This is a genomic window from Phenylobacterium sp. (assembly GCF_004799515.1).
In the GTDB taxonomy this organism is placed as follows: Bacteria; Pseudomonadota; Alphaproteobacteria; order Caulobacterales; family Caulobacteraceae; genus Phenylobacterium.
In genome coordinates, this window is sequence record NZ_SSMX01000016.1 from 1 (window position 1) to 11,939 (window position 11,939).

An 11,939-nucleotide genomic window follows, 5' to 3' on the forward strand; every position below is an offset into this window, starting at 1 on the left:
ACGTCGAGCTGATCACCCCGATCGCCATGGACCAGGGCCTGCGCTTCGCCATCCGCGAAGGCGGCCGCACGGTCGGCTCCGGCGTCGTGGCGCGGATCATCAAGTAGGCGATCCGGCCAACGAAGGGCGAAGCCCGTAGGCCGAGCCGGGACCAAGCTGAACATCAGGCCGCCGGGGACCACCCCCGGCGGCCTTTTGCTTGGGCGCTAGATCGACAGCTTCGGATCGCCCTCGAGCACCTTCCGGTCCAGCCGCGGACGTTCTCCGGCCGCCCAAAGTGGGGCGCGGTGGACGACGCGGTAGAGCAGGGGGCCGCCGTCCGGCGTGGGGCTGCGCTCCAGCGGGCGCGGAATGCAGACGAACTCGGTTTCGAAGGCTTCGGCCGAGGCGCGCACCACCGCATAGCCGTGGCCGCCCATGTCGACGAAGCTCAGGTGCGGCGAAAGGTCGGGGTTGGAGAGCGCGCGGGCCGCCTGGACGTCGCCGCTCTTCACGTACTCCAGCGCCGAACGCACTCCGTGGCGCATCAGCATGTTGACCGTGGGCTCCGGCGGACCGTCGGGGCGGTCGCGCAGGTAAAGGGCGCGGGTGGGCAGGTCCTTGGGCAGGTTGTGGCTCATCGCCTCGACCATGCCGGGCGCCGAGATCGAGCCGGTGATGAAGGCGATCCCCACCGGCTCGAAGGCCTTGGGCGGCAGGGCCTTGGCCGACAGGCCCGCCCAGAAGCTGTGCCGATCGCCGGCCACGGTGGCGAAGCCTGTGATCCTGTGGTCGCGCACGAAGTCGTAGACCTCGGCCCGCTCGCGCAGGCAGCCGGACCAGTCGCCGCCGCCGCCGTCGGCGTAGCCCGCGCCGGGCCACTTCGGCATGCCGGCCGGCAGGTTCTGGAAATCGGCGCGCAGCTCCAGGGTGCCGTTGGTGGCGCCCCAGACCTTCCAGGTGGCCTTGGACGCCTTCAGCGTGTCGAAGAACCAGGCCTTCTGCCGGGCGCCCAGCATGGTCACCGGCGGGCTGTCCTTGCGGTAGTTGGCCACCAGCTTGCCGCCGAGCGGCAGGGTCGCGGGCGGCTCGCCGCCATCGTAGGCGCGGCCGGCGTCCAGCGCCTCGGTGACCTCACAGGCCGAGAAGTCCGGGAAGTCGGCGAAGCTGACGGTGGCGGCTTCCGGCCCGTCGAACGGATCGTCGGTGCGATAGCTGTGCTGGTCGGTGAGGATCAGCTCCACGTGGCGGCCGAAGCGCAGGGCGCGATAGCCGGTCAGGCTCTCGATGGCGGCCAGGTTGTTGGGCTCCTGGCCCAGGCCGTGCTCGTCGAAGACGGTGACCGGCGCGTCGACCACCCTGGGCGCCTTGAACTGCTGCAGCGTGCCCGCGTGGATCACCCGCGCCGGCTGGTATTCGAACCAGGCCTGGTTGGCGGCCACCTTGCGGGTTTGGCTCCAGACCACCTCCTTGCCGAACTTCTCGATGCCCTGGTAGCCGCGCCAGGAGAACTCGTGATTGTCCCACATGTTGACGAAGGCGAAGCGGGCGCGGGCGTCCTGGATGTCCGGGTCGGCCAGGTAGGCGCGGTAGACGGCGCGGTAGTCGGTGAGCGTCGTCGGCAGGTGCAGGTCCTGGAACTTCACCCCGTTGGGATAGCGGACGATGTCGCGGATCCGCCGGTCGTACATCCCCTGCGGCCGATCCTCAGGGTACCAGACGATCTCGTAGATGAAGTCGCCGAGGTGGACGACGAAGTCGAGCTGTTGGTCGGGCTGGGCGCGCTCATCCTCCCAGATCATCCGCCGCCAGGCGTTCTGGGCGCCCTGGTTGACGTTCTGACAGGAGACGAAGGCGAAGCGGACCTGGCGGGGGTCGTCCAGGGCCGGCGCCGTCGTGGTGCGGCCGATGCGGCTGCCGAAGCCGTCCGCGCCAGTGAAGCGGTACCAGTATTCGCGCGACGGCTTCAGCCCGCCCACCAGCACCCGCACGGTCCAGTCGCTGTCGGCCGTGCCGGCGGCGGGGGCGGTGGCCACCACCCGGCGGAAGGCCTCGTCCTCGGCCACCTCGACAGTGAGCCCGGGCGCGGCCGCGCCGTCGGGGCCCGGCGGGCGCCGTGTCCAGAGGATGACGCTGTCGCCCTGCGGATCGCCGGAGGCCACGCCCTCGGGGAAGAGGTCGCGGCGCTCCGTCCAGGTCAGGGCCGAGGGCGCGGCCTTGGCCCGGCTCCAGGCGCCGGCCAGGCCGAGGGCGGCCGCCGTGCCGAGGAACCGGCGTCGATCCGGGCCGCGTCCTGCCATTCCTTACCTCACAGGTCTCATGGAGCTGACCTGGCCGGCCATGCCGACGCGGCCGAGGTCGGGAACGTCGCGGTCGAACACTTGGCAACGGCCGCGGAAGTCGCTGTCCGTGCAGACCATCCAGGCGCGTCGGCCCTCGATCCGCAGGCTCATGGCCCGGTCGTTGTATTCGCGCGGCAGGTTGGTGATCTCACGCTCGGTGGAGAAGGGCCGGCCGCCGAAGCCCGGAGCGCTGAATAGGGTCAGGCGTCCATGGCCCATGCCGGGGCCGGGTGGCGGGCCGTAGGGCGGCGGGCCCGGAGGCGGTCCGTAGGGCGGTGGGCCGCCCGGTCCCGGCGGAAGGCAGACGAGCTGGCCGTCGCGGTTGTCGATCCGGTCGCAACCCATGAAGCGGACAGAGGTGGGCCGCCAGCGGCCGTTACGGTCGCGGCACTCGGCGGTCATGGTCGCGCCGGGCCCATAGCCGGCGGTCGAGACGTTTCGGCAGGTCTGGAAGTAGTTGCCCGGCGGCGGCTGCGCGCCCCTCGGCTGCGACTGCGCGGCGCCGGCGGCCAGGGTCATGGCGATCGCGGCGGCCAGAACGAGGGCGCGTGTCATGGTCGGAACCTCCCCAAGGATGATCCGGCCAGTCTAGGGGCCTTGCGACCGCGGACAAAGCGCGCGCGACGAACGGCGCAATTCGCCGGCATCCCGATGGACGGGTCTCAGTTCGGACGGGGCGGCGTCTTGTTCGGCTTGCCGGTCGACGGGTCGGTCTGGGTCTTGGGCGATTTGCCTGAGCCTTTGGCTCCGCCGGGCTCGGTCGCCGACCGGGGCGGAGAGCCCGGCTTCTGGTCGTCGTCGCGGTTGTAGCGGGCGTCGGTGTCGGCCATGGGGAGGCTCCGGATGAGGGCGAGCGTCGCTATCCGAACGGCTGGGTGGCGGCATCCGATCCCCGCTGCGCGACTTGGCGATCCCGCCGGAGCTCTTGGCGATCCGCCTTGCCCGAAGGGGGCGCCCCTGCTAAACGACCCGGCTCCGGCGAAGAGCCGCGCGCGCCGAAGGGCTTGCCGCCTTCCGGCGCGCTGTTTCATTGTCGGAGGCCGTCGTTGGGCGGGCCTTAGGAGTGTAGCTCAGCTGGTAGAGCATCGGTCTCCAAAACCGAGGGCCGGGGGTTCGAGTCCCTCCACTCCTGCCACCCTATATATGTGAAAGACCGGGGCGCGACGTCCGCCGCCCCTAAAGCGAGAGTTCAAAGAGCCGCCATGGCGAAGAAACCGGGCAACAGCCCGCAAGCAATTCGCAACCGCGCCGCCAAAACCGCCGCGGTCATGGCGAGCCCGTCGGCTGCGACGCTGGCGACACCGAAGAAGCGCGTCACCCTCGCGCAGTTCGCCCGCGAGGTTCGTGCGGAGGCCAGGAAGGTCACCTGGACGAGCCGTCGCGAAACCTGGATCACCTCGGTGATGGTCGCCATCATGGTCGTTGTCGCCATGGTCTTCTTCTGGCTGGTCGACGCGGGCGTGAGCCTGAGCGTCAATCAGATCCTCAAGTTGGCCGCGGGGGGTTAAGGTCAAAGACATGTCTGAAGCTGCTGAAACCACCGCTCCGTCCAACCCGCGCCACAAGTGGTACATCGTCCACGCCTACTCGAACTTCGAGAAGAAGGTGGCTGAGAGCATCCGCGAACAGGCCAAGTCGCAAGGACTGGAGGAGAATTTCTCCGACATCCTGGTGCCCACCGAGGACGTCGTCGAGATCCGCCGTGGCCGCAAGGTCAACGCCGAGCGCAAGTTCTTCCCGGGCTACGTCCTGGTGAAGATGGAGCTCACCGACGAGGCCTATCACCTCATCAAGAACACCCCGAAGGTGACGGGCTTCCTGGGGAGCGGCTCCAAGCCGATGCCGGTCTCCGACAAGGAAGTGGCCCGCATCATCGGCGCCATCGAGGAAGGCGTGGAGCGGCCCAAGCCCACCGTCACCTTCGAAATCGGCGAGAGCGTGCGGATCACCGATTCGAACTTCGCCGGCTTCAACGGCACGGTGGAGCAGGTGGACGAGGAGCGCGCCCGCCTGCGCGTCACCGTCTCGATCTTCGGCCGCGCGACCCCGGTCGAGCTGGAATACAACCAGGTCGAAAAGGTCGGCTGATCGGCCTCGTGGCCGAGGACTAGCCGGCGAGCGCAACCTCGACCGCGTCCAGCACCGGGTTCCAGCCGCTGTCGAGGCCGGGTTGCCGGAACAGGCGCGCCGAAGGATACCAGGGGCTGTCGGCGCGGCCCTGCATCCAGCGCCAGTCGGTCATGAAGGCCGGCAGCAGGATCCAGGTCGGCTTGCCCATGGCCGCGGCCAGGTGGGCGACGGCTGTGTCGACCGAGATCACCAGATCCAGCGGGGCGATCAGGGCGGCCGTGTCGGCGAAGTCGGCGGCCTGGGTGTCGTCAGGGTGCAGGCTGCGCGCGCCGGGCAGGGCCATCAGCCGCGCCGCGGCGTCCGGGGGCAGGGAGCGGTTGGCGTCGTTCGGGTGCTCCGGCCGCCCGCGCGTGACCACGCCGATGCCGCCGCCCGTCGTGGGCGCGCCAGCGGGCGCGGTGAGGTAGGGCGCGTTCGGGATCTCCTCCAGCGACAGGCCGCAGCGGCCCACCAGGGAGCCCGACATCACCCAGTAGTCGGGGATCGGGAACTCGACATTGCCGGCCGCTTCGATCACCCGCACGCCCAGGCTGCCGGCCATCAGCCGGGTCATCAGCGGATGGGTGAACAGGGTCACGTCGGCGCCGCGCGCCTTCAGCCACGGCGCCAGGCGCACATATTGGATCACATCGCCGAACCCCTGCTCGGGGTAGATCAAGAACTTCCGGCCGGCGACATCTTCGCCCTTCCATTCCGGATAGGGCAGCTTGGCCTTGGTCAGGCCGAACTGCGGGACCTCATGACGGGCGTCGACCAGCGGCCAGCCCTCGACGTAGCGGCCCTGGCTGAGGACGGCCATGCCCAGGGCGTGGCGGCTGCGCGGATCGCCGGAGGAGAGCTCCAGGGCCTGGCGCAGGCTCTGCTCGGCCTCCGCCGATCGGCCGACCATCCTCAGGAAGGCGCCCTGGTCATGCCAGGCGCCCCAGGACCCGGGCTCCGCCTCCACCGCCTGGCGGAACAGCGCCTCGGCCTCGGCGTAGCGGCGGGCGGACGCCGCGGCGCGGGCCTGGGCGCGAAGGGCGTCGGCGGAGGTCTGGTCGGACGTCATGGCGCCCGCCATAACGGAGGCGCTTGGGATGCGCCAGCCGCCGCGCGGTTGCCCCGGAGGGTGCGACCTGCTACACGCGCCCGCTTCGCAGGGAGACTTGCGAGCTCAAATCCGTGGGAGGGGCTGCCCGCACCACGGCCACATAGGCGGCTTTCACTAGCCGCCGCATTGGAGACAGGCATGGCCAAGAAGATCTTGGGCTATATCAAGCTGCAGGTGCCCGCGGGCTCCGCCACCCCTTCGCCGCCCATCGGGCCGGCGCTGGGCCAGCGCGGCGTCAACATCATGGGCTTCTGCAAGGAATTCAACGCCCGCACTGAGAAGGAACAGAAGGGTACGCCCCTGCCGACGGTGATCACCGTCTATCAGGACAAGTCGTTCACCTTCATCACCAAGACTCCGCCAGCGAGCTACTACATCAAGCAGGCGATCAACATTAAGTCCGGCTCCAAGGCTCCGGGCCGCGAGAACGCCGGCAAGATCACCCGCACCCAGCTGCGCGACATCGCCGAGAAGAAGATGAAGGACCTGAACGCCAACGACGTTGAGGCCGCCGCCAAGATCATCGAGGGCTCCGCGCGCTCGATGGGTCTCACCATTGTGGAGGCCTGAACCAGATGGCTAAGCAACCCAAGCGCGTCCAGGCCTTCACCGGCGACCGCACCGTCACCCATCCGGTCGAAGAGGCCGTGAAGCTGGTCAAAGCCAACGCCAAGGCCAAGTTCGACGAAAGCGTCGAGATCGCCGTCAACCTGGGCGTCGACCCGCGCCACGCCGACCAGCAGGTCCGCGGCGTGGTCAGCCTGCCCTCGGGCACCGGCCGCGACGTCCGCGTCGCCGTCATCGCCAAGGACGCCAAGGCCGCCGAAGCCACCGCCGCCGGGGCCGACATCGTCGGCGCCGAGGACCTGGTGGAACGCATCCAGGGCGGGTTCATGGACTTCGACCGCGTGATCGCCACGCCCGACATGATGGCGCTGGTCGGCCGTCTCGGTAAGGTGCTGGGCCCGCGCGGCCTGATGCCGAACCCGCGCGTCGGCACCGTCACGCCGAACGTCGGCCAGGCCGTGAAGGACGCCAAGGGCGGGGCCATCGAGTTCCGCACCGAGAAGACCGGCATCATCCACGCCGGCATCGGCAAGGCCTCGTTCACCGACGACCAGCTGCTGGTAAACGTGAAGGCCCTGGTCGACGCGCTGAACAAGGCCAAGCCCTCGGGCGCCAAGGGCATCTACATCAAGAAGATCAGCCTCTCGTCCACGATGGGCCCGGGCTTCAAGGTGGATACGGCCTCGGCCGGCGCCTAAAGCATCGCCGATAGGCTAGAGATCGGGGGAGCCGCGGCGACGCGGCTCCCCTTTTTCGTGGAGCCCGCCATGGCCAAGGTCGCGCTCGAGATCGCCACGCCGGCCCAGAAACCGGTGCTGGAGACCCTCTTCCAGCTCTACACCCACGACTTCTCCGAGCAGTGGAGCGGGCGCGAGGACGGCGAGCTGCAGGAAGACGGCCGCTTCCCGCAATACGTCTGGCTGGACAGCTATTGGACGGACGCCGATCGCACGCCCTATCTGATCCGCGCCGGCGGCCACTTGGCCGGCTTCGCCCTGATCAACCGCTTCTCGCATTCCGGCCTGCCGCTGGATCACGCGGTCGCCGAGTTTTTCGTGGTCCGCAAGCACCGCCGAGCGGGCGTGGGCTTCGCCGCGGCGACGAACATCATCCGGGCGCGGCCGGGCCTTTGGGAGATGGCGGTGGCGCGGCGCAACACCGCGGCCTTGCCGTTCTGGCGGCGGGTGGCGGCCGCGGTCGTGGGCGCCTCGGTCGAGGAGATCGAGCGCGACGACGCGCTCTGGGACGGGCCGATCGTGCGGTTCAGGGCTTAGGGTCGCCGATCAGCAGCCGGGCCGAGACCAGGCGGGTGATCAGGACCTCATTCGGGTATTTGCCGAGGCCGCCGTACTGGCCGGGCGCGGCCGTGCGGCGGCCGACGAACTTCAGGTGATAGCGGCGCAGGATGCCGCCGCCGTCGCCCGGCCGGTCCTGCCAGCCCGCCAGCCAGTCGTCCTGGCCCGCCGGCGCGCCCTCGGCGTGGAAGCGGCTGGTCTGGAAGTCGTTGGCGTAGTCGCCCTCGAAGACCTGCTCCGGTCCGAAGGCTGCGCCATGCCAGGTGGCCGGGTTGGGATCGAGCGGCGTATCCTGTGCGCGAGCTCCCGATGGCGTCAGCAAGGACGGCGCGATCAGGGCCGCGGCCAGCACGGTCATGGCGAGGAAACGCATGGTCAGCCCCCTGACACGTCGAGGCCGGCAGTTGAGTTTCCCGCGCGCTTCCTGTAAAGGCCCCCGCTCTTAGAGTTTTCATGGGTCTCGGCCCGTGATGGACGGGGCGCAGGACACCGCGCCCCATCCTGTCCAAGAACCGCGTAGCCGCCGGGGTCACCGGCGGCCGGAACGTGAAGGTGGGCCCACCTTCAGCCGCGGGGAGACGGGAAGATGAGGTTCTCCGGCCGTCCCTTGCGGATGGCGCGAGGCCGCGGCTTTCCAAACCGGACAGGTGAGTAGATGGCGCACGCACTCTCGCGCGCGCTGAACCTGAGTATTGGAGACCGCAATGGACCGCGCTCAAAAGCAGGAAGCCATCGAGACGCTGAAAGGCGTGTTCGACGGCGCCGGCGCCGTGGTCGTGACCCACTACATGGGTCTGACCGTTGCGGAAATGACCGATCTGCGGGGCCGTCTTCGTCAGGAAGGCGCCCAGCTGCAGGTGGTGAAGAACACCCTGGTGCAAAAGGCCTTGAACGGCTCGGTCGGCGAAGCGGGCGACGCCCTCTTCAAGGGCCCGGTCGCGATCGCCTTCGCTCCGGACGCTGTCTCCGCCGCCAAGGTCGCGACCCAGTACGCCAAGGACAATGAGAAGTTCACCATTGTCGGCGGCCTCATGGGTCAACAGGTGCTGGACCAGGCTTCGATCAAGGCTCTCGCGAGCCTGCCGTCGCTTGACCAACTCCGAGCCAAGATCATCGGCCTCCTCCAGGCTCCGGCGACCAAGGTCGCGGGCATCCTGCAGGCGCCGGCTGGTCAGATCGCTCGCGTCATCGGCGCCTACGCCGCCAAAGACGCCGCCTGATCGTCAATTTCGCAAAACAACCGAACCTCAAAGGAACATCACATGGCTAATCTCGACACCCTGGTGGACGAACTCTCGAAGCTGACCGTCCTGGAAGCTTCCGAACTGTCCAAGCTCCTCGAAGAAAAGTGGGGCGTTTCCGCCGCCGCGCCGGTGGCCGTGGCCGCCGCGCCGGGCGCCGGTGGCGCCGGCGCCGCTCCGGCCGAAGCGGCTGAAGAGCAAACCGAGTTCACCGTGGTCCTCACCGCCGGCGGCGACAAGAAGATCAACGTGATCAAGGAAGTCCGCTCGGTCCGCCCGGACCTCGGCCTGAAGGAAGCCAAGGACCTGGTCGAAGGCGCCCCGCAGAACGTCAAGGAAAACGTCTCCAAGCAGGAAGCCGAAGAAGTGAAGAAGAAGCTGGAAGAAGCCGGCGCCTCCGTCACCATCAAGTAAGCCTCGCGCCGTCCATTGGGCGGTACGGAATGCGAAGGGCCGGAGAGCGATCTCCGGCCCTTTTGCTGTGCGCGCGACGTTCCTGGGGCCGCGCGCCCAACATGGCTTAACCGTCACGTTTTCCTCGGCGGCGAGCGTGATAGCGTCAGCGTGTGGCGAGCGACTCCATGCTGCTGATCGACATGTTCACCCGCGGCCTCGCCGTGGGCGCGATCCTGATGCTGGGCCTGGCGATCGGGCGCAGCCAGGTGAGCCGCGACGCCAGGATCGTCGGCGTCTACGCCGCGGTGACGCTCGCGGCCTGGATGACGACGGAATCCGAGCCGCTGTGGGCGGCGCTGGGCCACAGCCCGGCGCCTATGTTCCTGGCGCTGTCGAGCGGCAGCGCCTTCTGGCTGCTGGTCATGGTGGTGTTCGAGGACTGGCCGCTGACCTGGCTTACGGCGACGCCCACGATCCTGCTTGTCGTGTCCGGCCTGGTCATGTGGGTCGAGGCGCCGTCGGGATTCTCCGCGACCGTCTGGGTCGTGCGCAACAGCTTCAGCGCCCTATTGTCCCTCCACGCCGTCGTGGTGGTGGCCCGCGGCTGGCGGGGCGACCTGATGCAGGGCCGGCGGTGGGCGAGGGCGCCCCTGCTGGGGTTCGGCGCGGTGTTCGGCGTGTTCGTGTCGGTGATGTCCCTGATCAACCGGGCGCACCCTTTGAGCGGCGGCTGGATGCTGCTGGAGGCCGGCGAGGTCTATGGGGCGGCGATCATGGCGCTGCTGACCCTGGCGCTCGGCGCGGTCTTCCTGCAGGCGCGGCCGTCGGTGTTCGGGCCCGCCGGCCGGCGCGCCGAGCTGGCCGACGCGCGGGGCGAGGCGGTCGAGCGGGCGATGCTGCAGAAGCTCGATGCGATCATGGCGGCCGAGGGCTGGCGGCGCGAAGGCCTGACCATCGGCCAGCTCGCCCAGGAGATGGCGCTGCCGGAGCACCGGCTGCGGCGGCTGATCAACACACGCCTCGGCCACCGCAACTTCGCCGACTTCCTCAACGCCCACCGGATCGAGGCCGCCAAGCGCCGGCTGGCCGATCCGGCGGAGGCGCGGACCACGGTGGCGGCGATCGCCTTCGACCTGGGCTACGGCTCGCTCGGGCCGTTCAACCGCGCCTTCCGCGCCGTGACCGGCGTCACGCCCACCGCTTGGCGGCGCCAGGCGCTCTCGGCCTCGCCGGATTTGCAAGAAGCTGTCTGATTTCGGAATCGGCGAGGCTTTCCGAGGCTTCGGCGAGACGGTCCCGGCGCCCCGCGGTCTGCTCCAGGCGACAAACGCCGAAAGGAGCTTCCCATGCCGACGGTCCCCGCCTGGCTTTCCGATCTGCCCGGGATCTGGCTGTCCGACGCCTTCGCCGACACCCGCCGCTATGTGGTCTTCGCCGCGGCGGTCTGGTTCACCCTGTGGGTCGCGCTGGCCTGGCTGCTGCGCCGCCGCCGCATCCGCGCCGAGCGGCCGGCGCCCCGGCAGATGGCGTTCGAGTTCCTGTTCTCGATCCGCTCGATCCTGATCTTCTCGACCATCAGCATCGGCATCACCGTGCTGGACCGCCTGGGCGCCTATCCTTTGGCCGACATGGCCACCCATTGGGGGCCAGTATGGTTCGGGGTCAGCCTGGTGGGCATGATCCTGGGCCACGACGCCTACTACTATTGGGTCCACCGCTGGATGCACCATCCGCGGCGGTTCCGCGCCTTCCACCGCCGGCACCACCGCAGCCATAACCCGTCGCCCTTCACCGCCTACAGCTTCGACGTGCGCGAGGCGGTGATGATGGTCTCCTTCGTGGTGCTGTGGCCCTTGGTCACGCCGACGCCGTGGGGCGTGATCCCGCTGTTCATCGTGCACCAGATCTTCCGCAACACCCTGCTGCACAGCGGCTATGAACTGATGCCGGCGCGGGCCGACGGCCGGCCGCTGATCGACTGGCTGACCACCACCACCCATCACGACCTGCACCACGCCGAGGCGGGCTACAATCACGGCCTCTACTTCACCTGGTGGGACCGCTGGATGGGCACCGAGCACCCCGATTACCACGCGCGCTACGCCGCGGCGGCCTGGCGGATCGGCGGCCCGCGGACGAAGGCCCAGCTGGCGGACGCCTGAGCGCCGATTGGCTCCTTTTCGAGCTCCCCTGGGGGCGGCGGCGGCAGGGATCCGGCGCCGCCCCATTTTTTCTTAGCGCAGGGGACTTCCCTTCTTACGGGAAACGTCCTATTTCAGCCCCTTCGCGAAATCCCCTGATTCCGGCAGCGCCCTTGCGTGCGCTCCTGTGATCCGGCGTTCCGCGCGCGAAATGTTCCGAGGCGTGGTCAGTTGCCCTCCGACCACGCGAGGGGACGCCCCTGGCGAGACAAGGGGCTCATCCAGCGTCCGGCCGCCCCTTTTCGGGCGGTTGAGGGTGGACGCAGGACACAAATTCCGACGCGGGGACTCCGTTCCCCGACGTCCTCAAGGGACAAACATGGCGCAATCCTTCACCGGTAAGAAGCGGATCCGCAAGTCGTTCGGCCGCATCCCTGAAGCCGTGCAGATGCCGAACCTCATCGAGGTTCAGCGCTCTTCCTACGAGCAGTTCCTGCAGCGCGAGACCCGCGTGGCGGACCGCAAGGACGAGGGCATCGAGGCGGTCTTCAAGTCCGTCTTCCCGATCAAGGATTTCAACGAGCGCGCCGTGCTCGAATACGTCTCCTACGAGTTCGAGGAGCCGAAGTACGACGTCGAGGAATGCGTCCAGCGCGACATGACCTACGCCGCGCCGCTGAAGGTCAAGCTGCGCCTCATCGTGTTCGAGACCGACGAGGAGACCGGCGCCCGCTCCGTGAAGGACATCAAGGAGCAGG

Annotated in this window: 16 protein-coding genes and 1 tRNA gene; 12 read left to right on the forward strand and 5 right to left on the reverse strand. The window is 68.9% G+C overall.

Translation table 11 applies throughout. The annotated features are described in order from the left end of the window. Positions 1-107: hypothetical protein (locus E8A49_RS06840; RefSeq protein ID WP_293377252.1), on the forward strand; the 107-nt coding region annotated here is incomplete at its 5' end. A 99-nt stretch (positions 108-206) separates the two neighbouring features. Here the strand turns inward: E8A49_RS06840 and E8A49_RS06845 are convergent. From E8A49_RS06845 to E8A49_RS06855, 3 genes are all read right to left on the reverse strand, one after another. After that, positions 207-2,279 carry an alkaline phosphatase D family protein gene (locus E8A49_RS06845; RefSeq protein ID WP_293378064.1) on the reverse strand — a complete coding sequence of 691 codons (2,073 nt, stop codon included), beginning with the start codon at positions 2,277-2,279 and terminating at the stop codon, positions 207-209. 3 nt (positions 2,280-2,282) lie between these two features. Beyond that, positions 2,283-2,876, reverse strand: coding sequence for a beta/gamma crystallin-related protein (locus E8A49_RS06850; RefSeq protein ID WP_293378067.1), 594 nt, complete (start codon positions 2,874-2,876; stop codon positions 2,283-2,285). 107 nt (positions 2,877-2,983) lie between these two features. Then, positions 2,984-3,151, reverse strand: a complete 168-nt coding sequence (locus E8A49_RS06855; RefSeq protein WP_293378070.1) for a hypothetical protein — start codon at positions 3,149-3,151, stop codon at positions 2,984-2,986. Positions 3,152-3,380: 229 nt separating this feature from the next. Here E8A49_RS06855 and E8A49_RS06860 point away from each other — a divergent pair. The 3 genes from E8A49_RS06860 (at position 3,381) to nusG (ending at position 4,409) form a co-directional block, all read left to right on the forward strand. Then, positions 3,381-3,456, forward strand: a tRNA-Trp gene (locus E8A49_RS06860). A gap of 67 nt (positions 3,457-3,523) precedes the next feature. Continuing rightward, a complete protein-coding gene (gene secE, locus E8A49_RS06865; protein WP_293378073.1) occupies positions 3,524-3,829 on the forward strand; it encodes a preprotein translocase subunit SecE in 306 nt (101 codons plus the stop codon). Between the two features lie 10 nt (positions 3,830-3,839). Further along, positions 3,840-4,409, forward strand: a complete 570-nt coding sequence (gene nusG, locus E8A49_RS06870; RefSeq protein ID WP_293378076.1) for a transcription termination/antitermination protein NusG — start codon at positions 3,840-3,842, stop codon at positions 4,407-4,409. A gap of 19 nt (positions 4,410-4,428) precedes the next feature. Here nusG and E8A49_RS06875 read toward each other — a convergent pair whose 3' ends face one another. Continuing rightward, positions 4,429-5,499, reverse strand: a complete 1,071-nt coding sequence (locus E8A49_RS06875) for a tetratricopeptide repeat protein (RefSeq protein WP_293378079.1) — start codon at positions 5,497-5,499, stop codon at positions 4,429-4,431. 180 nt (positions 5,500-5,679) lie between these two features. Here E8A49_RS06875 and rplK point away from each other — a divergent pair, with 180 nt between their 5' ends. The 3 genes from rplK to E8A49_RS06890 all read left to right on the forward strand — a co-directional run bounded on the left by rplK (position 5,680) and on the right by E8A49_RS06890 (position 7,382). Then, positions 5,680-6,111 carry a 50S ribosomal protein L11 gene (rplK, locus tag E8A49_RS06880; RefSeq protein WP_293378081.1) on the forward strand — a complete coding sequence of 144 codons (432 nt, stop codon included), beginning with the start codon at positions 5,680-5,682 and terminating at the stop codon, positions 6,109-6,111. Between the two features lie 5 nt (positions 6,112-6,116). Continuing rightward, positions 6,117-6,806, forward strand: a complete 690-nt coding sequence (gene rplA / locus E8A49_RS06885) for a 50S ribosomal protein L1 (protein WP_293378084.1) — start codon at positions 6,117-6,119, stop codon at positions 6,804-6,806. 69 nt (positions 6,807-6,875) lie between these two features. After that, complete coding sequence (locus E8A49_RS06890) at positions 6,876-7,382, forward strand: GNAT family N-acetyltransferase (RefSeq protein ID WP_293378087.1); 507 nt, start codon at positions 6,876-6,878, stop codon at positions 7,380-7,382. Here E8A49_RS06890 and E8A49_RS06895 read toward each other — a convergent pair. Continuing rightward, on the reverse strand, positions 7,372-7,776 hold the full coding sequence (locus E8A49_RS06895; protein ID WP_293378090.1) for a hypothetical protein: 405 nt from the start codon (positions 7,774-7,776) through the stop codon (positions 7,372-7,374). The genes E8A49_RS06890 and E8A49_RS06895 overlap by 11 nt on opposite strands. Positions 7,777-8,107: 331 nt before the next feature. Between E8A49_RS06895 and rplJ the strand changes: the two genes are divergently transcribed. From rplJ to E8A49_RS06920, 5 genes are all read left to right on the forward strand, one after another. Then, positions 8,108-8,623 carry a 50S ribosomal protein L10 gene (gene rplJ, locus E8A49_RS06900; RefSeq protein ID WP_293378104.1) on the forward strand — a complete coding sequence of 172 codons (516 nt, stop codon included), beginning with the start codon at positions 8,108-8,110 and terminating at the stop codon, positions 8,621-8,623. Positions 8,624-8,665: 42 nt separating this feature from the next. Beyond that, entirely contained in the window at positions 8,666-9,058 is a 393-nt protein-coding gene (gene rplL, locus E8A49_RS06905) for a 50S ribosomal protein L7/L12 (RefSeq protein WP_293378093.1), read from the forward strand. Positions 9,059-9,225: 167 nt separating this feature from the next. After that, on the forward strand, positions 9,226-10,293 hold the full coding sequence (locus E8A49_RS06910) for an AraC family transcriptional regulator (RefSeq protein WP_293378096.1): 1,068 nt from the start codon (positions 9,226-9,228) through the stop codon (positions 10,291-10,293). Between the two features lie 93 nt (positions 10,294-10,386). After that, positions 10,387-11,202 carry a sterol desaturase family protein gene (locus tag E8A49_RS06915; protein ID WP_293378099.1) on the forward strand — a complete coding sequence of 272 codons (816 nt, stop codon included), beginning with the start codon at positions 10,387-10,389 and terminating at the stop codon, positions 11,200-11,202. Between the two features lie 358 nt (positions 11,203-11,560). Then, a partial coding sequence (locus E8A49_RS06920; RefSeq protein ID WP_293378102.1) for a hypothetical protein occupies positions 11,561-11,939 on the forward strand: 379 nt, incomplete at its 3' end.

Bases quoted from the DNA above. Each gene is read 5' to 3' on its own strand.
- E8A49_RS06845 (WP_293378064.1), bottom strand. From the start codon at position 2,279: ATGGCAGGACGCGGCCCGGATCGACGCCGGTTCCTCGGCACGGCGGCC.
- E8A49_RS06850 (WP_293378067.1), bottom strand. From the start codon at position 2,876: ATGACACGCGCCCTCGTTCTGGCCGCCGCGATCGCCATGACCCTGGCC.
- E8A49_RS06855 (WP_293378070.1), bottom strand. From the start codon at position 3,151: ATGGCCGACACCGACGCCCGCTACAACCGCGACGACGACCAGAAGCCG.
- secE (WP_293378073.1), top strand. From the start codon at position 3,524: ATGGCGAAGAAACCGGGCAACAGCCCGCAAGCAATTCGCAACCGCGCC.
- nusG (WP_293378076.1), top strand. From the start codon at position 3,840: ATGTCTGAAGCTGCTGAAACCACCGCTCCGTCCAACCCGCGCCACAAG.
- E8A49_RS06875 (WP_293378079.1), bottom strand. From the start codon at position 5,499: ATGACGTCCGACCAGACCTCCGCCGACGCCCTTCGCGCCCAGGCCCGC.
- rplK (WP_293378081.1), top strand. From the start codon at position 5,680: ATGGCCAAGAAGATCTTGGGCTATATCAAGCTGCAGGTGCCCGCGGGC.
- rplA (WP_293378084.1), top strand. From the start codon at position 6,117: ATGGCTAAGCAACCCAAGCGCGTCCAGGCCTTCACCGGCGACCGCACC.
- E8A49_RS06890 (WP_293378087.1), top strand. From the start codon at position 6,876: ATGGCCAAGGTCGCGCTCGAGATCGCCACGCCGGCCCAGAAACCGGTG.
- E8A49_RS06895 (WP_293378090.1), bottom strand. From the start codon at position 7,776: ATGCGTTTCCTCGCCATGACCGTGCTGGCCGCGGCCCTGATCGCGCCG.
- rplJ (WP_293378104.1), top strand. From the start codon at position 8,108: ATGGACCGCGCTCAAAAGCAGGAAGCCATCGAGACGCTGAAAGGCGTG.
- rplL (WP_293378093.1), top strand. From the start codon at position 8,666: ATGGCTAATCTCGACACCCTGGTGGACGAACTCTCGAAGCTGACCGTC.
- E8A49_RS06910 (WP_293378096.1), top strand. From the start codon at position 9,226: ATGCTGCTGATCGACATGTTCACCCGCGGCCTCGCCGTGGGCGCGATC.
- E8A49_RS06915 (WP_293378099.1), top strand. From the start codon at position 10,387: ATGCCGACGGTCCCCGCCTGGCTTTCCGATCTGCCCGGGATCTGGCTG.